Here is a 23,044-nt window from a genome sequence, read left to right on the forward strand (position 1 = left end):
GAGAATTGATGCTAAGTATAGAAAATAAAGTTATACAGGTACGAGAAAAAACCGCTGCTGTATTGGAAGAGATGATGATTTCACAAAAGCTTGCCTTGCATGCATTGAGGGTCTGCGATGAACAAAGTTTTGAGCAGGCAAATATTCCTCTTGATTCAATCGATAAAAAAGTTGAAGAGATAGACAATCTTGTCTTGACAGCATTTGTACGCTTTTCCCCCGAAGCAAAAGATCTCAGGGAGATGGTCGCATTTTTAAAGATTACTTCCTCTTTGCAGCGCATTGCATCGAACGAAACAAATTATATAAAAAATATGAAAATCTGTAATCCCAAGGCGGATCCGCAAATAAAACGTATCATAAAAGAATCTCTTTCGATCAATCAGTGCACGATTCAAGCCATGAATTATACGATTGAAATGATCCGTGAGACAGAAGACAAAAATAAACTTTTAGATCTTGAAAGCAAGATTGATGTGGAGTTTAGTAAAACAGACGATATCTATTCAATGCTTGAAAAAGATGTGCTGCAAATCATGCATCAAACCCACGAAGTCAATGATGAATTTATCAATTTGCTTAAGTATATCAGAAAAAATATGAAGATTATCGACAGGCTTCAGGATATTGCTTCCAAATTACTCTTTGCCAGAATTGGCGGCAAACTTTAATTTTTGCTTTGATAACTCCATAGTGGTTTCATAGCCAAGATGAAACATCTCTTTAAAATTTTTAAAACGCAAGAGCGCGTAGTTTGAGAGCTTGGGGTCGGTGATGTAAAAATCACACAGTTTGAGGTGCTCTTGAATGGAGGCATGCCATGTCAAAAAGAGGGTGCGTTTTATGCCGCCGATGAAAGAAGGGGTAAACCCGTGAAAGAGCGGATGCAGATCCACTCCGATGATAGGATGATTGTACTTTAGCAGCGGCGCAACGGGAAGATTGTCCATGACACCCCCGTCTGCTAGATAGTATGCCCCATAAAGGAGCGGTTCAAAAAGGGGCAAGACGGCGCTGGAGGCAACACACAAAGGAATGGCTTCTCCTTTATCGAAACGTATAATCTCCCCGCTGATAAGATCCACAGCCGTAATATGCAATTTGATACGCGTTTTTTCAATATGCGAGATGGGGATAAGCTTCTTGAGAATATCTTGCTGCTGATCAATACGAAAGAAACCATTGCGAAACCCTTTGAGTTTAAAAATTTTCTTAAAAGCTTTGGATTCAAAAATTTCTAGTTGTTCTCTGGGTGCTACTCCGGCCGCATAGCTTGTGCCGATAATCGCTCCAATACTGGTCCCCGAAATGGCTTCAATAGAAAAACCGTTCTTTTCCAGTGCTTCAAGTACACCAAGATGAAAAGCACCCCGTGCAGCCCCACCCGATAATGCTAAACTAATTTTCATGACCCAACCACTCGGTAATTTCTGTTCATTCTCTCGCCCCTCAACCGCGATTTTACGGATATGCTCCATAATGATATCATTATATCTTTTATATTCCGGGTACTGTGGAAGTAGCGCTTCAAAGTCTGAAAAAGAAGAGAAATTATTTAAAGGATTGCAGCAGAAAAGGGAACGAAAAACAGCATTATATTCATGCAAGAAAAAAATATAGCTTTATGTTATTGAAATGTAATCAGCCTTTTTTATAATGATGAAACTTATCTCTAGGAGAGCTATCCATGCAAGCGGAATGTAACGTTTCAGATGAACATCTTGAAGAACTTTCAGCCAGAATCGCTAAATCATTTTTTATTACCGAAGAAGAAGCTTTAGAACTTATTTATGAAGAGTGGGAGAGAGTCGAAGCATTATTTGCAATTCATAAAAAAATAAACTTGGTACATCTGTATCTTATCGGCGAGATCAATGAGCTTTATAGGATAGCCTAATGCAGATAAGTATAGAAAATTATATAGAGCACCACTACCCGCAAATCACACAGGCCCCTCGGGCTTTAAAGCAATTGCTTTTCACCGGTTTGAAAAAATTTTTTCATGAAGACCAGATCAATATTTTTTTACGGGAAAATGTACAAAAGGATGCGTTTAGTTTCATCGAAGCAACGATAGATTATTTCGATATTTCAATTGGGCTAAAAAAAGAAGAACTCCGCCATATTCCCACCTATGGAAGGGTCGTAATCATTGCCAATCATCCTTTGGGCGCGTTGGACGCGATGGCGCTTATGCATCTGCTTAAAGACATCAGAAGCGATATCAAGATCGTAGCAAACGATTTTCTTTTAGGACTTGAAAATCTTAACGATGTACTTATTCCTGTGGATAATATCACCGGAGGGATGAATAAAGAGACGATTAGAAGCATATACCATGCTCTTGAAGAAGAACAGGCAGTCATCATTTTTCCTTCCGGGGAAGTCAGTCGGGCCCGACCAAGCGGCATTAAAGACACATCATGGAAGAGCGGTTTTTTAAAGATTGCTTCGAAGATGAAAGCACCGATCCTTCCGGTCTATATCAAGGCAAAAAATTCAAATCATTTTTATATCCTTTCTATGCTCAATCGCTCTTTGGCAACCATAACGCTTCCTCATGAAATGTTTAAGGCCAAAGGTAAAAAAATAGAATTTACGATAGGAAAATCCATACCGTTTGATGCCTATCATGTTCCTTCTTTGGGAAGCAATGATGTCGTAAAGCTTTTACGAAAACATTTTTATCATGTTGCCAAACATAAAAAACCGCTTTTTAAAACACAAAATGAGATTTCGATACCCGAATCTAGAAGCGAACTTAAGGCCGAACTGAAATATGGAAAGATTTTGGGAGAGACTTTTGACGGCAAAAAAATCATCCTGTACGAATCACCCATCGAAAACTGCGTGCTTAAAGAGATAGGAAGATTAAGAGAAGTGAGTTTTCGCCATGTGGGAGAAGGGAGCGGTAAAAAACGTGACCTTGACGAGTACGACTATTATTATAAGCATCTCATTATTTGGGATGATGAGGCTTTGGAGATAGCCGGGGCATACCGTTTGGGCGAGTCAAGAGAGATCATAGAAGAGTTTGATACAGAGGGGCTTTATACCAAAACACTTTTTGATTTTGATGAAAACTTTTTGCTCTATCTGGGCAGAGGATTGGAGCTTGGAAGAAGTTTTGTTCAACCCAAATACTGGAATAGCCGGGCACTGGATTATCTGTGGCAAGGCATTGGCGCATATGTGAAGCAAAATCCCCAAATCCGCTACTTGTTCGGGGCAGTAAGTTTGAGCAATGCATTCAATGACAAGGCCAAAGCGTTGATGATTTATTTTTTTCAACATTATTTTGGCTCGTCGGAGAAATTGGTTGTTCATAAAGTTTCCTATAGCATCCCTTTGGAGCTGAAGGCATATTGCCAAAGTTTGTTTGCGGGAGATAATTACAGAGAAGATCAGCGCAGGCTTAAGGAAGAACTGAGTTTAATGGGGTATGCAATTCCAACGCTCTATAAACAGTATGCGGAAGTGTGCGAAGAGGGCGGAGTGAAGTTTTTAGATTTTGGGTATGATAAAGATTTTAACAATTGTATTGATGGGCTTATCGTCGTGGATTTAAACTATCTCAAACCTGCAAAAGCAGAAAGGTATTTTAGATAAAAGATGTCAATTTGACATTTTTATAGGATCTTTTCTTTCAACTCGCTACAATTGCATCATGGACAAACAACAGACCCTCGAATATTATTTTGGATACAGCGCATTCAGGCCCCTGCAAGAAGAGATTGTAGATGCCATTTTGGCAAAGCGGGATGTTTTGATGGTCTTGCCTACGGGAGGAGGCAAATCCCTTTGCTATCAGCTTCCTACGCTTTTACTAGAGGGAATAACAGTCGTTATCTCCCCGCTGCTTGCACTCATGTATGATCAGGTGACCGCACTCAGAGCCAACGGCATTAGTGCGGCAATGCTAAGCTCTATGCAGGATCTCGAAGAGAGTATGCAGATACAAGAACAGCTCAAAAAAGGTGAGATCAAGCTGTTGTATGTTGCCCCGGAACGATTAACCAATGAATATTTTTTAGCACTTTTGCGTCAACTGCCTGTCAATTTCTTTGTGGTGGATGAGGCGCACTGCGTAAGTGAGTGGGGGCATGAATTTAGAGAAAATTATAGACGGCTCTCTTTGCTCAAGGAGCAGTTTCCTTCTGTACCGGTTGCAGCTTTTACAGCAACGGCGACCAAAGCAGTTGAGCAAGATATCATCGCAAATCTAGGTTTGATAGGCCCCAAGCGTGTGAGAGGTTCGCTCTTTCGCAGCAATTTGACGATAAATGCCCGACACCGCATTGGGGATGGCAGAGAACAATTGATAGAATTTCTTAAAGAGTATCAAGGTGATTCAGGAATCATCTATACTCTTTCTCGCAAATCCACCCAATCAGTTGCGCATTTCTTGCAAACCAAAGGCATTGTGGCAAAAGCCTACCACGCAGGCTTGCCAACTGAAGAAAAAAATAGTGTATATAGCGATTTCGTTGCTGACAGAGTGCAAATAGTGGTCGCTACCATTGCCTTTGGGATGGGTATAGACAAGAGCAATATTCGTTTTGTCGTACACATGAGTTTGCCTAAAACATTGGAAAATTTTTATCAAGAGATAGGCCGGGCAGGCCGGGATGGACTGCCATCAGAAACATTGCTGCTCTTCTCTGCTCAGGATATTGTTCAGCAAAAGATGTTTATTGATGATTTGCCCCAAATGCCCTACAAGGACCATGCGTACTATAAACTTGAGAGCATGGTGCGTTTTGCCAATTCCGAGGGATGCAGACACCAAAGCATTGCTGCGTATTTTGATGACAGGATTGAAACATGCAAAGATGGGTGTGACAATTGCGGTACGCCTTCGGCTGAAAAGATAGATATTACCAAGGCTGCACAAAAGCTCCTGTCTGCTATTTGGCGCACCGAACAAGCGTACGGCTTGCATTATGTGATCGATGTGTTGCGCGGAAGCAAAGAGCAGCGTATTGTGAAAAACGGGCACCATAAACTCTCTGTATATGGCATAGGAGAAGAGTATTCAAAAAGCCAGTGGCTTACCATAGGGGACAAATTACTGGAGCTTAATGCCATTGAAATGGGGGAATTTAAGGTGTATAGATTAACATCTTTTGGCGCAGAAGTGATCAGGGGCATGCATTGCATTGATTTAAAAAAAGAGAGGCTCAGCGTTAAAAAAGCGGAACTTAAAAAAGCCATAAGTTCTTTTCATGATTATGATGAGGAAATATACGGCAAACTCAAAGAGCTACGCATGCGCATTGCATCGGTTAACAATATCCCTCCCTATATCATTTTTTCAGACAAAACACTTAAGGATCTCAGCATAAAGTTGCCGCAAAACAAACATGAAATGCTCGAAGTGCATGGTGTTGGGGATATAAAATTTGAGCGCTATGGCGAAGAATTTTTGACACTGCTTGCTTCGAGGGTTTGAATGTTTAGTAAACCTCTTTGCGGCATCGATGAGGCGGGAAGAGGCCCTTTAGCGGGTCCACTTGTCATGGCCGGAGTAGTACTGGGTGTATCCATGAAAGGTGCGGGATTGATGGATTCCAAAAAGCTCACTGAAAAAAAAAGAGAAGCACTTTATGAGGAGATCGTTAAAAATGCCCGTTTCCATATTGTCTCTTTTTCGGCGGCACAAATTGATGCATGGGGACTTTCAAAATGTTTACAAAAAGGTTTACAGAGTATACAGGAGCACTTGCCGCAGTGTGATTATCTTTTTGATGGAAACAGCACGTTTGGAGCAAAGCAGATAAATACTATGGTTAAGGCAGACGAAAAGATAGCCGAGGTCAGTGCGGCGAGTATTTTGGCAAAAGTAACGCGAGACAGAGAGATGAAAGCTTTGGCTCAAAAATATCCGCAATACGGTTTTGAAAATCACAAAGGATATGGAACCAGAGAGCATATTCAGGCGCTCCGCAAGTATGACAGATGCGAGGTGCATCGCCGAACCTTTCGGATAAAAGAACTCGATGAGCCGTCGTTGTTCAAATTTTAAAATAGCATTTTATCAATAGATACAATAAAAACGAGTTTTTGATAATACTTCATTTTTTCTTCGGGCAGAAATATCATGGACGCCACATCCTCACTTTGGTTTCTTGCATAAAAAAACATACAAAGCTCAGATGAGAGATAAATATTTTCTTTATTTTTTGCTATAAAGCGCTTTGAGATGTTCCATTTTTTTACCCATATTAAGAAGCACCATATCGGCAAGCACCAGTGCCATCATTGTTTCACAGACAACGGCACCTCGGATTGCCACGCAGGGGTCATGACGGCCTTTGAGTTCGCATATAACCTCATTGTTCTGCGTTGTAATGGTTTGCTGCGGTTTAAAGATGGACGGGGTGGGTTTAAAGTGTGTTTTAACGATAACGGTATCGCCATTGCTGATGCCTCCGAGTATGCCACCGGCATGATTGCTTTTAAATCCGTTCAAAGTAATTTCGTCATTATTTTGGCTGCCTTTGAGGTGGGTGCTGGCGATGCCCTCGCCGATCTCTACAGCTTTGGCAGCATTGATACCCATCATTGCTTCAGCTAGCGCCGCATCAAGTTTGTAATAAAGGGGTTCACCTAGTCCCACAGGAACGCCTGTGGCTGTGGTCAGCACAACGCCTCCTACGGAGTCATGGTTATTTTTGGCATTAAGAATGGCTGCCTCCTGCGCTTTTTCCATAACGGGATCAAGGGCGTAGAGTTTGCTGGTTTTTGCATGGGCAAAATCCTGCACATGGCTTTTGATGCCGTCCACTTCACAAAGCCCGCTTTGTATGATGATACCAAGTTCCCGCAGCATCAGTTTGGCTATCGCTCCGCCTGCGACTCTTGCGGCAGTCTCTCTGGCCGAGCTGCGGCCTCCGCCTCTATGATCCCTTAATCCGTATTTGTGAAAGTAGGTAAAATCTGCATGCCCGGGCCGAAAAAGATCTTTGATATTGTCATAATCTTTGGACTTTTGATTGGCATTATAGATGACCATTGCAATAGGTGTGCCCGTGCTTAACCCTTCAAAGACACCGGAGAGTATCTCTACTTTGTCTTCTTCTTTCCTTCCTGTTTCAAGAGGGCTTTTGCCCGGCTTTCTGCGATCAAGTTCAGACTGGATAAATTCCTCATCTATGGGCAAACCGGCAGGCAAACCGTCAAGGATGCAGCCAATTGCTTTTCCGTGAGATTCTCCAAAAGTGGTAAGCGTGAGTTTTTTGCCAAAAGTATTCATATCTTTAATGCCTCCAGTGCGATCTGTGCTGCTCTTTGTTGCGCCTCTTTTTTGCTTTTTCCTTTTGCCGTTGCAATGGTGGTATTGTCTAAAATAACTGCAATTTCAAATTCTTTTTTATGATCGGGGCCAAAAGAGCTCAACAACTCATAAGAAGGGGTCACCCCATGTGTCGCCTGTGTCAATTCCTGTAAAGCAGTTTTGTAATCTTTTGAAAGCGATTGCAAATCGATTTGAGGATAATTTTCTTCGAGTAAGGCAACTGCAATTTCTCTTGCAGCCTGCAGACCGCCCTCAAGGTAAATCGCCCCAATGATGGCTTCAAAAGCGTTGGAAAGCAAAGAAGGCTTTTTTCGTCCGTTGTTATTTTCCTCAGCCGGAGAAAGAAAAATGTAGTTGCCTAAATTGATCGCTTTTGCCAGTAGCGTAAAGCCGCTTTCGTTGACAAGTGATGCCCGTATTTTCGACAAAAAACCTTCATTAGAATTTGGAAATTTACTAAAGAGATACTCACCTACGATCAGATCAAGGACGGCATCTCCCAAAAATTCAAGCCGCTCATTATTGTAAGGCTTTTTGTAACTTTTATGGGTTAAAGCCTCAATAATCAATTGCTTATTTTTAAATGTATAATTCAACCGTTTTTCAAGTTGACTGTAGTTGTTCATGATAAACCCTCTTTCTTTTTTATTTTTTCCGCTTCATATTTTGCCAGTTCATCGCATCTTTCGTTTTCAGGATGTCCGTTATGGCCTCGCACCCATGTTCCTTTTATGGTATGCAAAGCGGAAACATCAAGATATTCCTGCCATAGATCTACGTTTTTAACTTTTGCGAAATTTCTATTCACCCAACCGGGAAGCCATTCATTGATGGCTTTAATGACGTAAGAACTGTCAGAGATGATTTCGACGTCACAAGGCTCTTTGAGCAGCTTAAGTCCTTCAATGACGCCTTGAAGTTCCATACGGTTATTGGTTGTATGCGCGTCGCTTCCACTGTATTCTTTGCGATGGCCTTTAAACTCCAGTATACCCCCATAGCCGCCCGGACCGGGATTGCCAAGGCTGGAGCCATCAGAATAGAGAGTAATCTGTTTGCGGGTTTGCTTTTGCAATATTTTCCTCAACTTTTATAGAATTAATCGCCATACAGTTTGGACACCGGTTAAAGGATACCGGAAAGCTTTGTTTGCATTTATTGCACAAATAAGTAAAGCTTAAATCTCCACCTTCAAATCCGCCCTGCTTGGCTGTTGCCAGCAAATCAAGCGTAAAAATACCGCTTTGGGTGCAGGGATCTTGCAGATATCCTTTCGCATAGTAAAGTGTTGACAACGCCTTATGGGATGTAATTATATCCAAATCGAGTTGAGCCTGGGGTAAGAACCATAGGATGTCCATGATCTCCTTTAGTCGGCGAGTATCGACGTATCTCCATGCGCATTGAGTATCGAGTTGAAACATTGCATGTATTGCCGCCCTATAGAGTACATTTTTTTCTTCAAGAAGAGCGGTAAGACGAGCTATTTTTTCTTTTGCGGAAATTTTTTTATTTGAAATCAGTGCCAAAAAAGTAAGATAGTTTTTAAGATCATGCGTTTCTTCATTGAGCATTTCGAGCGGGTCCATCACCTCTTTTGCACGATCATACTCATGCATCATTTCATAAACCACGCCAAGCTCATAGAGTACTTTAGAGTTGCGGGGCTTGAGACGGAGTATCTCGGTATAAATAGATTTTGCCCGCTCCAAAAAACCTGCATTAAGATAGGTTTTCCCCAACCTTTCCATCAATTCAAGTTTACCGAACTGTTCAGGTACATTTTTCATCAGATACAAATAGATGCTGATTGCTTTGGGGTATTCACCGCTGTTCTCAAAAGCTTTGGCGAGCAGCGTAAGAGGCTTTAGCATATGGGGCTCAAAAGGCATGGTCGCTGTTTCAAGAGTACATTCTGCCCCATCAAATTTTTCTAAAAATTTTAAGAAATTTCCCTCTTCTTTTTGTTGTCTGTAAAGTCCCCATCCATACGTGGCAACTGCAATAATAAGACTGACAACCACAATAAGAAGGATGCTAAAAAGCGGATCATTATAGGCGGGTAAAATCTGTTCCAAATGTTGCCTTTGTGGTGAGCTTTATAGCCTAACCTCTTTAGAGTTTGGCAATAGATTATAGCAAATTAGATATAATGTTAAAATGATAGATAATACCTCGATAGAATCTTTAAAAGCCAGCATTGATATCGTGGATGTGATAGGCCATTATATAGAATTAAAAAAGACTGGAGCCAATTACAAGGCATGCTGTCCGTTTCACGGAGAAAAAACACCCTCTTTTGTGGTAAGTCCTTCCAAGCAGATTTATCACTGTTTTGGGTGCGGAGCAGGTGGAGACAGTATTAAATTTGTGATGGAGTTTGAAAAGCTTTCTTACCCTGAAGCGATTGAGAAAGTGGCATCGATGTATAGCTTTTCTTTGGCGTACACGCAGGGAAGCAGTGATTATAGCGATACAAAACGTGTGCTTGAAGCTTTGGAAAAATGGTATATAAAAAACCTTGATAGAAATCCTACAGCGACAAAGTATCTTTTAGGCAGGGGGGTAAGCCATGCTTCCATAGAGGCATTTGGGATAGGATACGCGCCTGGAGGAGCAGAAGTGATGCAGTTTTTACAAAGCAGTCTTCTGCCGTTACCAAAAGCAGAAGATGCGGGGATCATTGCTAAAGGAGAAGGCGGGAGGATGTATGCCAGACTGGTTGAGCGTATCACTTTTCCTATCTATTCGCCTAGCGGGGGATTGGTAGGATTTGGAGGGCGAACCATCACAAACCATCCCGCCAAATATATCAACTCGCCTCAAACGAAACTTTTTAATAAGTCAAAACTGCTTTATGGATATGAGCGTGCCAAAGACACTATCTATAAGCATAAAAAATTGATCGTATGCGAAGGCTATCTTGATGTGGTGATGTTCCATCAGGCAGGATTTCATGAGGCTGTTGCTACAATGGGTACTGCGTTGACAGCGGAACATTTGCCACTGCTGCGCAAGGGGGATCCTACAATCATCTTGGCATACGACGGTGACAATGCCGGAGTGGCAGCGGCACTGAAGGCAGCGCAAATGTTAAGTGTTGCGGGATTTGACGGCGGGGTTGTTCTGTTCCCTGGAGAGCAAGATCCCGCAGATCTTATTGCCAAAGGAGAAACACAAGCTGTCGCCAAGCTTCTTCGTGAAGCGAAACCGCTCATCCCTTTTGTGCTGGAAAAATTGATCCAAAGGCACGATCTCTATAGCCCCAGAGAAAAAGAGGCAGCTTTTAGCGAAGTTAAACAGTATCTTGAGGGATTAAGCCAGATCATCAAGGAGGCCTACATGCCTATGGCAGCCACACTTTTGGGCGTAGCTCCTGTGCATTTTGGCAATCAGGCAAATACGGTTAAAACAAAAGAGCGTTTCAGCCAAAAAAGAGACGACGTAGCACAGCTAAGCATTCTCAAAACGCTTTTGGAAAAACCGAATCTCATAGATGATGTCTTAAATGTGGTTGACGTGAATATGTTTGGAAAATATACAGAACTTTTTAGGGCACTCATTAAGGGAGAAAAGGAACATCCTTATCTGATGGGTCTTTCTATCAATGAGAGTTTGCAGGTAATGAGTGAATCAGAACTCAAAGACATTTTGCGCAATTTTTTAATCAAGCACTACGATGTGAGGCTCAAACATATCGTTGCAGACGCAACTATTCCTTTTGCAAAAAAGAGTTTTTTGATACGTAAAATAAAAACCGATATAATACCCAGATTAAAACGAGGAGAGCTGGTAGCCTATGAGAGCGATATCTCTATTTAGCGGAGGACTTGACAGCATGATTGCTATCAAGTTGATGAGGGATCAGGGTATCGATGTGACCGCGGTACATATCAAGACAGGATTTGGCGGTACAAAAGATATCGGTGTGATACTCAAAGAACGTGCTAAGATGGCAGGAGCTGATTTTCGTACAATCGATGTACGGGAGGAGTATATCCAAAAGGTATTGTTTTCGCCCAAATACGGTTATGGAAAAAACTTCAATCCCTGTATAGATTGTCACGGCTATATGTTCCGTGTAGGCAAAGCCGTCATGGAAGAGTTGGACGCTTCATTTATCTTCTCGGGCGAAGTTATCGGTCAGCGTCCGATGAGCCAGCGTCATGACGCGCTCAAGCAAGTCAGCACGATTGCTGAGGATAAAGAGGAGAAACTTATCCTGCGTCCGTTGTCTGCGAAATTGATGGAGCCGACAACGCCCGAACTTGAAGGGTGGGTCGACAGAGAAAAACTTCTTGATATTTCAGGAAGAAGCAGAGAGCGCCAGCTGGCGCTGGCAGCATCGTATGGATGGGAAGACTACGAGAGCCCGGGCGGAGGGTGCCTGCTCACAGAAGCTCACTACTCTGAGCGTATCCGCGAGTTTATAGCGTATGATGAATTTGAGGTTGAAGATATCGAGATCCTGAAATTTGGCAGACAATTCAGGCTGCCAGACGGAGCCAAACTGACAGTAGGAAGAGACCAAGAGGACAACGCAGGATTGGAGCGCATCCAAAGCGATAAGTACGTCAGTGTAAAACTTCCTATATCCGGACCTTTTTCGCTTTTAAGTGCCGATGCGAGCAAAGAAGAAAGAGTTTTGGCCGCCAGAGTGGCCATTACGTATGCAAAAAGCAAATCCGAAGAGCGTTATGCCGTTGAGGTAAACGGCGAGACGATAACCGTCTCTCCTTTTGCCAAAAAAGAAGAGGCCCAACGATACTTTTTTAATGCGAAAAAATAAAAAACAAAACGATAAAATCAAAAAAAGGAAAATAGTATGAAAACAGCAAGTGCCAGACATATTTTAGTAAAAGACGAAGTCCTCTGTAATGAACTTAAAAAGAAGATCAATGCAGGAGAAATCAGTTTTGAAGAGGCCGCAAGAGACCATTCGCTCTGTCCATCGGGAACTAAAGGCGGGGAGCTTGGAAATTTCAGACAAGGACAGATGGTTCCTGAATTTGATAAAGTGGTTTTCAGCGATGAGGTCGGAGTTGTTCACGGACCGGTAAAGACACAGTTTGGCTATCATCTTTTAGAAATCACAAGACGTTCATAAAATGTAAAAAAAGATAGGTAATTTTTACCTATCTTGTGGTAAAATTCTATTCTTCCAACTTGTGGGGCATTAGCTCAGCTGGGAGAGCGCTTCGCTGGCAGCGAAGAGGTCAGCGGTTCGAGCCCGCTATGCTCCACCATATAATAATCTTAATTCTCCAAATAAATCTTAAAGACAATAAAAATTATTTACACTGCAAACTCTAATCTCGTCTTGTTTTGATGTATATGTTTTATGCTTATGAAAAATATATATTAAATTTAATAAATTTATTAAATCATTTTATTGCATAGTAAATACATCTATTTTTTTAATAAAATATAATAAATTTATATTTAAAACAAAAATATTATGCTAAAATGAATTTCAATAAAAAAAAGGAGTCAGATCATGTTAAGAAAAATAGCAGTAATAGGTTTCATGGCATTCTTGTCCACATCACTTTTTGCGTATGATCTTAAATCGAATATGCAGCTTCTCAATTCAGAGCTTGGCGAAGTGCATAATGGATTTATCACAAGCGACAAAGAAAAGGTAAAAAGTGCCATTAAGAATTTTGCCAAACATTCGCAAGAATTGTTGGGAAATAAAGATAAATTTTCTGAAATGCTTCCGGAAAATAAAAAACATAAAGCCGGCGAAGCTGTTATGAGTGCACAGATTATAGCCCACAATGTTCAAATTATCCTGGATGCCATTGACAATAAATACAACCAGTCAGGCTTGGTGCGCAGAGAAGAGTCTCAAAGGGCTTATACTTACATAGAGCATGCATGTTTTCGTTGTCACAATATTCTGCGCGATGAATACTAAGATATAAAAAATTCTCTCCTGGTAGAATCCACTTTCGGTGAGGGTGGACGCCAAAAGAGAGTCTCGATCTCCAGTAAATAAAGGGATACGAGCATTCTTTTTTGTTTCCCTCATTCCCATCTCGGAGACGATGGGAATGAGGGAATGCATACTTGTATTTCGCACCACCAGAACTTCCCAATACCAAGCAGCCCTTTAATGCCTTCAAAAGCGAAAGAAACAGCCTTGTTCAGAAAGCGTATCAAGGAGGATCTTCGTATAAGATAAAGTATTAGAGCCGAACCAGTTGATAGTGCAGAAGATTATTAGGAGAGGGAAGCAATGATAGCATTGGCATCGCCTGGTTTCTTGTCTCGGTACGTTTCTGGGCCTATGGTTTAGCTTTTTCTTTATGGTAATGATTTTTTTACATATGTGATTAGACCTGTTTTTTTGGGAAAGATTGACGGATGAGTCCATTCGTATGTATAATGTTGATATGGGGGAATTTGAAATAAATTAAAAAAACCGATGATAAATTTACAGAATTATTCAGACACTATCGTGAAATGACTGTGTTTTAAGAAATACACATATCTTTAAAGAGGCAGATGTTAAGATGAAAACTATAAAATACTTATGGCTGCTGATACTCTTTACCACTTCTTTTTCACCTCTCTTCTCGGCTTCGAAAGCAGAAATCAGCAGTATAAAAACAGCGGTTATTTTTAATACACTCTGTGCAAGGTGTCATGAGGGCCAATGCAGCGGGAGACTCAGTTACGACACGGGGAGCAGCACAGTGGTCAGGCATATAAAACGCTATGCAGAAGATGCAAACATTTCCAAAGAGGAGACAGAAGAGCTTTTTAACCTTTTAAATCACATGAAAACAGAGTGCGCATTGTGGATGCCGGATAACAGGAAGTGGGATTCAAAGAACCTTGCGTCTTTTGCCCTGTCTTCGGCCAAAGGTTATTTTATTCCTCTGGGCATTCTGAAAGAGGGCAAATATCACGTCGAGATCAAGATAAAAGATAAGATTCTCTTCAAGGTTGAAGTCCTTTCAGATGATTTTGAGCATTATCTTTATGTATCGGTTTGTCCTGATGAAAAAGAAAAGACGCTTCAGTTTACGATAGACAAGCCCGCCAATATTTTTTTACGTATTCAAAGTATGGAGTCTTTGCAGATTATCGATCTGGAGATTAAAAAGGACAACTAGAAAATTGTTTGCGCACAATTCTATCACAATCGAAATTTAAACTTCCGGAAGTCCGTATTTTAGATGTTTTTTGTACTTTTAAAAAGATTGATGGCGGGAGCAGAGGGGATTAAGGCTTCTATTTTTTGGCGGCTTTAAAGCGTGCGAACGAATAAATCTATGACCGCGGATAGATATGGTCACTTCTGCTTTCTTTTAATGCCCCAAATTTTCGTTTATTCTGCTTGTTGAAAAAATCCCTGTCGGCGTCATGATATTGTCTATCGTTTTGACAAGTTCCAGAGTTTCGTCGTCGTAAACTCTGATCTTGTCGTCGTCCCAATCGCTCACAAAAACATAATCCCCGTCGGCGTCGGGTTCGGGGTGCAGGGTATATGTTCCGTCTGTTATTCTCTTGAGTACGTTAAACGGCGTAGTTTTTTCATGAACTGTGATCTCATTTTTTGAAGGCCCAAACATTGTGTCAAACCAAACATACTTCATCAGCGCCGTAGTCCTTGGATGCATTCCGCCGGCACTTGCGCTCACGCTTCCTAAAATTTCGAGGGTGTCCGGAGCGAAGATCGTATTTTTGCCCTCGCCCATATGGACGATCGAAGTATATTTTTTCCCATCAACCTCCCATGTTGCTGCGGATCCAGGGTGAGGCATAAGCCCTGTTTGTAGTTTTGCTTTGATTTGCATCGTGTTTGTATCTATGGCGGCTAAATGATCGTAAGAGGCTACAAAATAGGTGGAATTATCGTTTGAAAAATATCCATCGTGGAGCATCTCTCCCACGTCGGTTGCTTTCGTGATTGCAAAAGAGGGATCGTTATAATCTATTTTCCAAACCTCTCCGCCCTCTTTCATCGCCAAAAAGAAAAATCCCTCTGTATCGTTGACCGAGCAAACTCTCGAATGTATATCACTTGAATTTATAAATTTTATAAATTCAAGTGTTTTCGCATCAAGGATGACCGCCCCCTTTGGAACATAAAGTCCTGCAATCAAATATTTGCCGTCATTTGAAATCGCAATCCCCCTTGCATCAATCCCGACTCTTGTTTTGGTAGTAGCTTTGAGCGAATACAGGTCATATCTGTAAAGCCAGCCGTCTCTTCCAAGGTTGTAGGCAAATCTTCCGTCGGGGCTGAAAGTGTAGCCGTGTGCCCTGTATCCGGATTCAAACCTTCCGGCGATGCTTAGCGTATCGCCGTCGATGATCGCTATGCGCGAATAATCGCTCTCCGTCACAAGGAGCAAATCGCTCACCCTATGGGAGTGGATTGGGGCTGAAGGGAGGTTTGATTCTTCTATTAAGACTGATCTTGAGGCATTGATGTCGCCCTCATTCCATTCATAGAGTTCGTGTGAAATATCAGCATACCATTTATCGCTCTTTGAGCCGTAGCTACTAAAATTTTTTGCCAAAATTTCGTCGGTGATTTCGTCATAAACATTTTTTACCGGCTCCAAAACAGTATCTCTGCCGTAAATAAAACTTTGCTCCCCCACGATTGTTTTATAAGCTTTATTTAGAACCAATGCCCTCTGCACAGACGGATACAATAGGTGCGAAATATCGGCGTGAAGGGTTTTTATCTCGTCGGCTTTCAAAATACCCTCTTCATTAAAAAACTTTTCGTAAGCCTCTTTGTTTTCTCTAAATTCATCAGCCCCGCCGGTTGTGTCAAGATAAACGCTAAATTCATACGAGCCGTCTTCCATCACTCTTTCGGCGATTCCCTCAAGTCCTTTTTGGCTCCAGTGGCTCCACCCTTTTTGGAAAGCTTTATCGTCAAATTTGCGCTTGAATGCAAAAGTTCCGTCATCTGTGGCTCCGATCCCCGTATGGCAGCCGATACAAGATAGAGTCTCTTCATAAGTTTGTGGCCTTAAAAAGCCTTTTTCATCTTCGATAAATCCCTGATATGTCCATCCAAGACCGCCCATGAGACCATCTTCGCTGTTCCCTTCGACTTTTTTGAGCCTTTCAGGAAAATCGGCCTTTTCTTTTTCTTCGGCCATTACTGAGTTGAAAAGTTGCGGATATGTGCTCCAATATGTTTTTTTGCCGTATCGCAACTCTTTTAGCCGGGGGGAGAGTTTGGTTTTGTTTTGATCGTCAAAATCAACATATCGCACAGTATGCAAAAACTCGGTATTTTCAGGATAAAGCCCCGGCGCTATGTGGATTGCGTTTTTTTCAAGTTCTGTTTTTGCTTTTCCGACGTACGACATTGAAAAATCGTAATATTTCGAACCGTCATATTTTGGTGTGACCCATTTGTAAACGATTTTGTTGCTTTTGTCGAGTCTGCCGTTTTGGTTAAGGTCGACACCATAAAGATTTTCGTCTATTTCATCGATTGGGATATCTTTTCTTTTTATAAGGGCTTCAATGATTGCCAGGTTGATTTTGTAGATATTTATATCAAGCTCCCCTCGATTGTTTTGCATAAAAATTTCACCAAGCCGTATCAAAACATCATCCGTCGATCCGTTTGTAGGCCAAAAAGTTCCCAAAAAAGGATAATACGCAAACGCTCTCCATCCCGTATAGCCGCCGTCGTATTTTCTGTCAAACCCTTCGTTATCGAAATTGAAATAACAATCGGGCGTATAGCCTCCCCATTTACCGTCCTGATTGTAATCCCATTGCGCAGGGGGATTTTGGAGTATTTGGGCAAGTTCGATCGAACCGTCTTCTTTTAAATAATTGTTTGTTCTAACGTATGAAAGAATTTCATCATCGTTTATTTGTGAAATTAAAGTGCTTTTGTCTTTGAAAAGATTTGACCACCTGTTTTTGAGGGCATATTCCGGAAATTCGTAGCTTGTCTGCAAATCGTCGTCGTTAAGGTAGTTTGGCTCTATTCCTTTTGTGTGACAGCTATAGCATGGGTTTAGGATGTTTCCTTTTTCATCCTCTTTTTTGGTGTAGCATTGGGAGGGGATATAAGCTGCTTCGTTTTCGACTATCGTGCGGCTGGTTAGATCTAAGAATTGGCGTTCGCCGGTTTGATATGAACCGCTACTTTTGAAGGAGTATTGATCGGTTAGCTCTAAAGAATTTGTGTCCGAACCTTCGCTGCCGCATCCGATGGCGGCAAATAGCGTTCCTATCCCAAGCAAAGCCGGCAAAATAATAAAATTATTTCTTTTCATAATTTACCTTATAAATGTTATTAATTGCCATAATATTCAAAAAAGATTACGAAATTAAAACATTTGCTGCTTGAAATTGTAGTCAAAAAGTAATTTTTTATTTGTAAATTTTTGAGGAAATTTATCTAAAAAAAGGAGTTCATGTGAGAAAACATATATCTATAATTGCGGCAGCTTCAATAGCTGCCATGTTAAGCGGATGCGGAGATACAGGAAGCGATGATTCGGTTACAGTAGCCACTGCCACAAATCCGCAAGAGACGATTTCAGGAACAAATACGGTTTCTTTTACATCGATCCCAACCCCTACAACCGACGCTCAAAAACTAACTTTGCAGCATTCGGAAACGGTAACGATTAACGGCACGGTAAAACCTATCGATTTTTCGGTCATTATGGCAACAGACACAGCCGATAACGGCGAAATTTTTGGCCAAGCAAAAGATCAAAATGATCAGCCTATAACTTTTGCTGACGGAAGTCCGTATATTTGCAACGGAACAAACGACGGGGTGGGATCGGGGCTTGATTTTTCATCGATTTTGCAAAAAAACGGCAAACTTTACATGGTAAGCCAGTTTGAGTGTCAAATCGGTGCCATGTATAAATTTGAGCTTAACCAGGACACGACAACCGGAGCGTTAAGTGCAAAACCGGGAACGCTTGAATTTGTCAGCCAAAAAGATGAATTTGGCGGATTTGTCCACTGTGCCGGACAGGCAACCCCATGGAATTCGCACCTTGGATCAGAAGAGTACGAAACGGACGCCAGAATGGTGGAAGAGACTGCCGGAGCCGACGGCAAAACCGGAGATATTTATTACGATGAAACGGCTAAATTTTTTGGCGGAGATGCAACAAAATTAAGTCCTTATTTTTACGGCTGGAGCCCGGAGGTGAAAATCGGAGCCGACGGTAAAGCAGTTTATGCAAAACATTATGCAATGGGGCGTTTTTCTCATGAGCTTTCGTTTGTAATGCCCGATAAAAAAACCGTATATATGTCGGATGACGGCACCAACGTAGGTCTTTTTATGTTTAAGGCCGACAAGGAAGAGGATTTAAGTGCCGGAACTTTATATGCTGCAAAATTCATCCAAACAAGCACTGAAAATGGCGGAACTTTTACGGTTGAATGGATCGAGCTTGCCCATTTAAATGATTCTGCAGTTAGGGCTGAGGTTACAAAAATGCCGAAATTTTCGAATCTTTTTGATGCAGTCGATCCGGTTGATGGTGTTTGTGCCGAGGGTTATACCTCTGTCAATACCTCTTGGGGACATGAGTGTTTGAAGGTAAAAGCAGGCATAAGCGAAAGTACTGTTGCCGCCCTTGAAACCAGAAGATATGCGGCGATGAAAGGGGCTACGACGGAGCTTAGAAAAGAGGAAGGCATTTCTTATGATCCGGTGCGTAAAAAGCTTTATGTAGCTATGAGCGAAATTGATAAAGGGATGCTTGACAATGGGACCGGCAAATATGACATTGGCGGCCCAAACCATATTAAACTCTCAAAAAATGTTTGCGGAGCGGTTTATGAGTTTAGTGTTAACGAATCTATGATTACTACTGATATGCAAGCGGTTGTTTTGGGTGAAACGATAGAAACAGATGCCAACGGCAATAAATGCCACCTCGATAAAATTTCAAATCCGGACAACGTAACAATGTTGCCCGGAACTGATATTTTGATGATCGGCGAAGATACAAGCAGTCATGAAAACAATATTATCTGGGCTTTTAATACCCAAACAAAACAGCTTGATAGGGTTATTGCGACTTCAAGAGGTGCTGAAACTACATCGCCGTTTTGGTATACAAATGTAAACGGCTGGGGTTATATGACGGCTGTCACTCAGCATCCAGACGCAGATGCCGCCGAGACGGGGCAATCAACGGTGGGAGTTTTAGGGCCGATCAAGTTTAAATAATCGAGAGGGGCACTTTCCCCTCATTTCAATTTGTAGCTTATAATCATTGGGGGCAAATGCAGTAAGTGCGGCAAGCAAGACCTGATGTACTGCACTGCAATTTCTTTCACATTTTTTATTTTGTTGCTTTTTAAAGATTTTGCTCTATGCTTGACAAAAGGAATATCGGCATCATCTCACACCCATTATTCCATTATATTTCAGGGATAATTTTCTTTGTTCGGTGATAGATTTGAACCAATAAGCTTTGGATTATAAGAAGTCTGTTTTTGGTTTTTTTGTTATAATTGAAAAGTTTTATAAATAAGACATAGTAGAGTGGCACATGAAAAATAGCGGCATCCTTATTGTCATTACGTTATTAAGTATTTTTTTATTTAAAACTTGCGGAAAAGAGACACAAGAAAATTATGCAAATACTATAGAAAGCCTTAAAAAAACGGATCTTGATAGTCCTAAAAATACCTACGACAGTCGTGTCGAGGCGCTTAATATAGCCAATACAATACAAAATCCTGATACTTATCTAAATAGTCGTGTCAATGCGCGGGAGTCAGCAAAGAGGTCGGTACAGGAGAGCAACAAATGGATGGAAGAACAGGATAAAGCCATCAAGGCTTTAACAAAGTAAGTGCAGAAAAAGTTACTCTCATCAGAAAATAAGAGGACGGGCGATAATAATTGTTTTGACTCGTTTGCGTTTTGGTAATTCTTTTAAGGTCAGAAAGAATCATTTTATCTATGACGATACAAAAGCAGTTGCAAATTTTAACTGCTTTGAGTTTGATGATAGAGAGAACATTGAGGTAGCGTATGATTTTTACAGGATTGCCCAGATAGTTGCCTTTGCCTGCCCGACAAGATGTCTTGGTGACGGCAGAGAGGACGGTAAATGCTGCAAGAGTTTGAGTTTCGGGCCAAAAAGGGAGGAAGAGAAGGATAGCCTTCAATCTCAAACTCTAAAAACATCTTACTTTTTCAAGCTTAACCAAATGTTAACGTTGGCTTTCTTTACTTGCGGGATTTGTTTTTACGCCATTGGTAAATACCGTATAGGCTGATGGTTATCCAAAAAAATTCTATGACAAAAGAGGCCAGATTCCAATTGTGCATAAGAGAATACGCGATCAGTATAGAGCCAAATGCATTTAAAAAAGAGTACCAAAACCCTTTTGCGTCCATCTTTTGGATTTGGAGTAAAAAATAAGTGCTTACAACGATACTTACGCCTATGATGCCGATGATGTTTGCTATCATGCTTCTCTGTCTTTTTGAGATGCATTGTAGCATAATGTATGGCAAAAGAGAATTTATAAAAAACGTACCGTTTGGGTTTATTTTTTTAAAATAGATATAATCTTTTATTTATCGTTCTAGCGATACAATCATACGTTTAAAAACAGCCATATTTTATGAAAAATCCTAAAATTCTGCAGCTTTTTATAATACAAAATAAAGGAAACAGAATGTTTGAAAAAAGTGTATTGCTCGAAGGCAATGAAATGTTTGCAAACAGCTACTTTAAAAAACACGAGACGCAATTGCTCGAGTTGGTCAAAAACGGACAAAATCCCAAAGCATTGTTTATCGGCTGTTCTGATTCGAGGGTGGTTCCCGACCTTATCATTCAAACAAATCCGGGCGATCTTTTTGTGATTAGAAATGTCGGCAATTTCGTGGCTCCCTATAAGCCTGATGAAGATTATCACTCAACGGCGGCAGGGATAGAGTATGCAGTCACAGAGCTTGAAGTTTCAGAGATCATCATATGCGGGCATACGCATTGCGGCGCTATCGCAGCGCTTTACAAGGACATGGAGGACAAACCGTTTATCCATACGAAAAAATGGCTGACGCTTGGCAATAAAGCAAAGTCTCTGGCTATTTTGGCGCTTGGAAAAGATGCCCACGAAGAGGAGTTGAGAAAATTGACGGAAAAATTTTCCGTCATTTCACAGATAGAAAATCTGCTTACCTATCCTTATGTAAAGAAAAAAGTCGACAGAGGAGAGCTGCATATCCATGGCTGGATGTATGATATCCAAACAGGGGCCATAGAATATTATGACCCCGATGAGTGTGAGTTTAGATCTCTGAATGAAGCTTCGGAGTAGCCCGGGAAGGGAAGACACGTATTTTAAAGAGTTTTGGGGATAAAAAATCTTTTGACGCTTGACCAAAAGATTAGAATCTATAGGAAATTTGGGTAAAAAGTCCATAAGCATCGTCATCAGTGATAGATGCATTGCTCCGGCTCGCTTCTTTAATATAATCTCCGCTTTTAAAATACCCTATGCCGGCAAGAAGATGAATGGACGGACTGTATTGGTACGCTGCAACGATGTCGATCTCATCTCCGTATTTATCAGACTGGATGGAGGGAATCGTGTAGCTCATCCATTTATTGGCGGGTTCATCGGCATAAAAGGCATGGTATTCGAGTTTGATATTGGTTTTTGGCAATGGTTCTATGATCGCAAAAAGTTCGTAATCTTTGAGATTTGACCAGGACATCAAATTGAGCCTCCCGTAGTACACGTCGCTTGCTCCAAAGGCGGAATCAAAAGTTTCGCGATCAGCTGTGGCAGGATCATCTCCGCTTGCATAGGTGTAGCCTAGCCCAAGTTTTGTAGAGAGGCCTTCAAAACGATATCCGCCGTCTAGATGAAAACCAAAACCGTCGATATCCGTAGCAATTGCACTAAGATCCGTGTATTCTCCAAAAGATTTGAGACAGGTCATGTCGTAGAAATATCCATAAAAGTCTGTATCGTATATTCTTACACCCGCATAGTAATTTCGGAGTGACTGATAATTTTCATTGCCTGTTTTGTTTTCTTTGTAAGCAAATATCGGCTCGATAGCACCGGTTTTTCCATAGGCATAGTGTCCGTACATCCCGCCCCCATAATATCCGTGGCGATGATCCAAACTAAACTCATCAGGGTCATGAAGTATCGTGCCGCCGTAAAAAAAGTCTAAAAAATTACCCTCATCTTTAAAAGAAACCTTAACCGCATCCCATATCCATTTTCCTGAATTTTTCCATTCCCCGGGACCAAATACCCTGCCGTCTCCGTAGGTAATTTTCTGACGACCCGCTTTGACTGTTAAATGGGAGGCTGCATAGTGAAGATACGTTTCGTAAAGCTCAAGGGTATCTTTTTGCGGATTATGCTCTTGCATAAACTCTTTGTTGTACCAATCTTGATCATCAAAACCCCACCCTAGGACTCTTGAATCCTGCATAGAGAGTCTGGCTGTCCAGTGTTCATCAAATAGATATGTCATTCCCAGTCTTAATCTTGTGAACAAATAACCGTCTTCGCTTTCACCCAATTTTGGAGCGGCACCATAGTATTTTTCATTCATATGGTTAAAATACTCAAATCTAAGTCTTATCTCTCCGTCAAATTGCAAATCCGCACAAAGAAAGCTTTGAGATAAAAGTAGGGCCAAAAGCGGCAGTTTGGTTTGTTTCATGCGGTTCCTTTTTTTTTACGGCCAGTGGTATATAAAAATATATATAACGCTCAATAAAA

Annotated in this window: 21 protein-coding genes and 1 tRNA gene; 15 read left to right on the plus strand and 7 right to left on the minus strand. The window is 41.3% G+C overall.

Annotation, left to right across the window (positions count from 1 at the left end; genetic code table 11):
- Positions 1 to 8: 8 nt before the first annotated feature.
- Positions 9 to 671 carry a hypothetical protein gene (locus CFH81_07495; protein DAB40049.1) on the plus strand — a complete coding sequence of 221 codons (663 nt, stop codon included), beginning with the start codon at positions 9 to 11 and terminating at the stop codon, positions 669 to 671.
- Here CFH81_07495 and CFH81_07500 read toward each other — a convergent pair.
- Entirely contained in the window at positions 639 to 1,478 is an 840-nt protein-coding gene (locus CFH81_07500) for a patatin (protein DAB40050.1), read from the minus strand. The genes CFH81_07495 and CFH81_07500 overlap by 33 nt on opposite strands.
- A 209-nt stretch (positions 1,479 to 1,687) precedes the next feature.
- Here CFH81_07500 and CFH81_07505 point away from each other — a divergent pair, with 209 nt between their 5' ends.
- From CFH81_07505 to CFH81_07520, 4 genes are read left to right on the plus strand one after another with little or no spacing between them, the layout of a single operon-like run.
- The gene (locus CFH81_07505) at positions 1,688 to 1,897 is read left to right on the plus strand and encodes a hypothetical protein (GenBank protein ID DAB40051.1); all 210 of its coding nucleotides are present in this window, start codon (positions 1,688 to 1,690) and stop codon (positions 1,895 to 1,897) included.
- A complete protein-coding gene (locus tag CFH81_07510; GenBank protein DAB40052.1) occupies positions 1,897 to 3,609 on the plus strand; it encodes a GNAT family N-acetyltransferase in 1,713 nt (570 codons plus the stop codon). The genes CFH81_07505 and CFH81_07510 overlap by 1 nt, the downstream gene beginning before the upstream one ends.
- Before the next feature lie 58 nt (positions 3,610 to 3,667).
- A complete protein-coding gene (gene recQ, locus CFH81_07515) occupies positions 3,668 to 5,452 on the plus strand; it encodes a DNA helicase RecQ (protein ID DAB40053.1) in 1,785 nt (594 codons plus the stop codon).
- Positions 5,453 to 6,025, plus strand: coding sequence for a ribonuclease HII (locus tag CFH81_07520; GenBank protein DAB40054.1), 573 nt, complete (start codon positions 5,453 to 5,455; stop codon positions 6,023 to 6,025).
- A 150-nt stretch (positions 6,026 to 6,175) separates the two neighbouring features.
- Here CFH81_07520 and CFH81_07525 read toward each other — a convergent pair whose 3' ends face one another.
- The 4 genes from CFH81_07525 to CFH81_07540 are packed head-to-tail and all read right to left on the minus strand — an operon-like array spanning position 6,176 to position 9,375.
- Entirely contained in the window at positions 6,176 to 7,255 is a 1,080-nt protein-coding gene (locus tag CFH81_07525) for a chorismate synthase (GenBank protein DAB40055.1), read from the minus strand.
- The gene (locus tag CFH81_07530) at positions 7,252 to 7,923 is read right to left on the minus strand and encodes a ribonuclease III (GenBank protein DAB40056.1); all 672 of its coding nucleotides are present in this window, start codon (positions 7,921 to 7,923) and stop codon (positions 7,252 to 7,254) included. The genes CFH81_07525 and CFH81_07530 overlap by 4 nt, the downstream gene beginning before the upstream one ends.
- Positions 7,920 to 8,372 (minus strand): ribonuclease HI, encoded by a 453-nt coding sequence (locus CFH81_07535; protein DAB40057.1) that lies wholly within the window; start codon positions 8,370 to 8,372, stop codon positions 7,920 to 7,922. Before CFH81_07535 ends, CFH81_07530 begins: the two co-directional genes overlap by 4 nt.
- On the minus strand, positions 8,332 to 9,375 hold the full coding sequence (locus CFH81_07540; protein DAB40058.1) for a hypothetical protein: 1,044 nt from the start codon (positions 9,373 to 9,375) through the stop codon (positions 8,332 to 8,334). The genes CFH81_07535 and CFH81_07540 overlap by 41 nt, the downstream gene beginning before the upstream one ends.
- A gap of 82 nt (positions 9,376 to 9,457) precedes the next feature.
- Here CFH81_07540 and dnaG point away from each other — a divergent pair, with 82 nt between their 5' ends.
- From dnaG to CFH81_07570, 6 genes are all read left to right on the plus strand, one after another.
- Positions 9,458 to 11,119 (plus strand): DNA primase, encoded by a 1,662-nt coding sequence (dnaG, locus tag CFH81_07545; protein DAB40059.1) that lies wholly within the window; start codon positions 9,458 to 9,460, stop codon positions 11,117 to 11,119.
- Positions 11,097 to 12,086, plus strand: a complete 990-nt coding sequence (locus CFH81_07550; protein ID DAB40060.1) for an ATP-binding protein — start codon at positions 11,097 to 11,099, stop codon at positions 12,084 to 12,086. The genes dnaG and CFH81_07550 overlap by 23 nt, the downstream gene beginning before the upstream one ends.
- A 36-nt stretch (positions 12,087 to 12,122) precedes the next feature.
- Positions 12,123 to 12,404, plus strand: coding sequence for a peptidylprolyl isomerase (locus CFH81_07555; protein DAB40061.1), 282 nt, complete (start codon positions 12,123 to 12,125; stop codon positions 12,402 to 12,404).
- Positions 12,405 to 12,467: 63 nt separating this feature from the next.
- A tRNA-Ala gene (locus CFH81_07560) sits at positions 12,468 to 12,543 on the plus strand.
- Between the two features lie 251 nt (positions 12,544 to 12,794).
- A complete protein-coding gene (locus CFH81_07565; protein DAB40062.1) occupies positions 12,795 to 13,217 on the plus strand; it encodes a hypothetical protein in 423 nt (140 codons plus the stop codon).
- Positions 13,218 to 13,815: 598 nt separating this feature from the next.
- Positions 13,816 to 14,421 carry a hypothetical protein gene (locus tag CFH81_07570; protein ID DAB40063.1) on the plus strand — a complete coding sequence of 202 codons (606 nt, stop codon included), beginning with the start codon at positions 13,816 to 13,818 and terminating at the stop codon, positions 14,419 to 14,421.
- A gap of 195 nt (positions 14,422 to 14,616) precedes the next feature.
- Here CFH81_07570 and CFH81_07575 read toward each other — a convergent pair whose 3' ends face one another.
- On the minus strand, positions 14,617 to 17,571 hold the full coding sequence (locus CFH81_07575; GenBank protein ID DAB40064.1) for a hypothetical protein: 2,955 nt from the start codon (positions 17,569 to 17,571) through the stop codon (positions 14,617 to 14,619).
- 188 nt (positions 17,572 to 17,759) lie between these two features.
- Here CFH81_07575 and CFH81_07580 point away from each other — a divergent pair, with 188 nt between their 5' ends.
- The 4 genes from CFH81_07580 to CFH81_07595 all read left to right on the plus strand — a co-directional run bounded on the left by CFH81_07580 (position 17,760) and on the right by CFH81_07595 (position 21,616).
- Complete coding sequence (locus tag CFH81_07580; protein DAB40450.1) at positions 17,760 to 19,502, plus strand: hypothetical protein; 1,743 nt, start codon at positions 17,760 to 17,762, stop codon at positions 19,500 to 19,502.
- Positions 19,503 to 19,827: 325 nt separating this feature from the next.
- A complete protein-coding gene (locus CFH81_07585) occupies positions 19,828 to 20,133 on the plus strand; it encodes a hypothetical protein (GenBank protein ID DAB40065.1) in 306 nt (101 codons plus the stop codon).
- A 64-nt stretch (positions 20,134 to 20,197) separates the two neighbouring features.
- Positions 20,198 to 20,563 carry a hypothetical protein gene (locus CFH81_07590; GenBank protein ID DAB40066.1) on the plus strand — a complete coding sequence of 122 codons (366 nt, stop codon included), beginning with the start codon at positions 20,198 to 20,200 and terminating at the stop codon, positions 20,561 to 20,563.
- A gap of 405 nt (positions 20,564 to 20,968) precedes the next feature.
- Positions 20,969 to 21,616, plus strand: coding sequence for a carbonic anhydrase (locus CFH81_07595; protein ID DAB40067.1), 648 nt, complete (start codon positions 20,969 to 20,971; stop codon positions 21,614 to 21,616).
- A 70-nt stretch (positions 21,617 to 21,686) separates the two neighbouring features.
- Here the strand turns inward: CFH81_07595 and CFH81_07600 are convergent, their stop codons facing one another.
- Positions 21,687 to 22,985 carry a hypothetical protein gene (locus CFH81_07600; GenBank protein DAB40068.1) on the minus strand — a complete coding sequence of 433 codons (1,299 nt, stop codon included), beginning with the start codon at positions 22,983 to 22,985 and terminating at the stop codon, positions 21,687 to 21,689.
- Positions 22,986 to 23,044: the final 59 nt, after the last annotated feature.

This window comes from Sulfurovum sp. UBA12169, assembly GCA_002742845.1.
Classification (GTDB): Bacteria; Campylobacterota; Campylobacteria; order Campylobacterales; family Sulfurovaceae; genus Sulfurovum.

What these genes read in the sequence shown, in the direction of transcription:
- CFH81_07550 (DAB40060.1), top strand. Translation starts at nt 11,097, where the DNA reads ATGAGAGCGATATCTCTATTTAGCGGAGGACTTGACAGCATGATTGCT.
- CFH81_07575 (DAB40064.1), bottom strand. Translation starts at nt 17,571, where the DNA reads ATGAAAAGAAATAATTTTATTATTTTGCCGGCTTTGCTTGGGATAGGA.
- CFH81_07525 (DAB40055.1), bottom strand. Translation starts at nt 7,255, where the DNA reads ATGAATACTTTTGGCAAAAAACTCACGCTTACCACTTTTGGAGAATCT.
- CFH81_07570 (DAB40063.1), top strand. Translation starts at nt 13,816, where the DNA reads ATGAAAACTATAAAATACTTATGGCTGCTGATACTCTTTACCACTTCT.
- CFH81_07500 (DAB40050.1), bottom strand. Translation starts at nt 1,478, where the DNA reads ATGGAGCATATCCGTAAAATCGCGGTTGAGGGGCGAGAGAATGAACAG.
- CFH81_07585 (DAB40065.1), top strand. Translation starts at nt 19,828, where the DNA reads ATGAAAAATAGCGGCATCCTTATTGTCATTACGTTATTAAGTATTTTT.
- CFH81_07600 (DAB40068.1), bottom strand. Translation starts at nt 22,985, where the DNA reads ATGAAACAAACCAAACTGCCGCTTTTGGCCCTACTTTTATCTCAAAGC.
- CFH81_07595 (DAB40067.1), top strand. Translation starts at nt 20,969, where the DNA reads ATGTTTGAAAAAAGTGTATTGCTCGAAGGCAATGAAATGTTTGCAAAC.
- CFH81_07505 (DAB40051.1), top strand. Translation starts at nt 1,688, where the DNA reads ATGCAAGCGGAATGTAACGTTTCAGATGAACATCTTGAAGAACTTTCA.
- CFH81_07555 (DAB40061.1), top strand. Translation starts at nt 12,123, where the DNA reads ATGAAAACAGCAAGTGCCAGACATATTTTAGTAAAAGACGAAGTCCTC.
- CFH81_07580 (DAB40450.1), top strand. Translation starts at nt 17,760, where the DNA reads ATGTTAAGCGGATGCGGAGATACAGGAAGCGATGATTCGGTTACAGTA.
- dnaG (DAB40059.1), top strand. Translation starts at nt 9,458, where the DNA reads ATGATAGATAATACCTCGATAGAATCTTTAAAAGCCAGCATTGATATC.
- recQ (DAB40053.1), top strand. Translation starts at nt 3,668, where the DNA reads ATGGACAAACAACAGACCCTCGAATATTATTTTGGATACAGCGCATTC.
- CFH81_07530 (DAB40056.1), bottom strand. Translation starts at nt 7,923, where the DNA reads ATGAACAACTACAGTCAACTTGAAAAACGGTTGAATTATACATTTAAA.
- CFH81_07565 (DAB40062.1), top strand. Translation starts at nt 12,795, where the DNA reads ATGTTAAGAAAAATAGCAGTAATAGGTTTCATGGCATTCTTGTCCACA.
- CFH81_07495 (DAB40049.1), top strand. Translation starts at nt 9, where the DNA reads ATGCTAAGTATAGAAAATAAAGTTATACAGGTACGAGAAAAAACCGCT.
- CFH81_07510 (DAB40052.1), top strand. Translation starts at nt 1,897, where the DNA reads ATGCAGATAAGTATAGAAAATTATATAGAGCACCACTACCCGCAAATC.
- CFH81_07520 (DAB40054.1), top strand. Translation starts at nt 5,453, where the DNA reads ATGTTTAGTAAACCTCTTTGCGGCATCGATGAGGCGGGAAGAGGCCCT.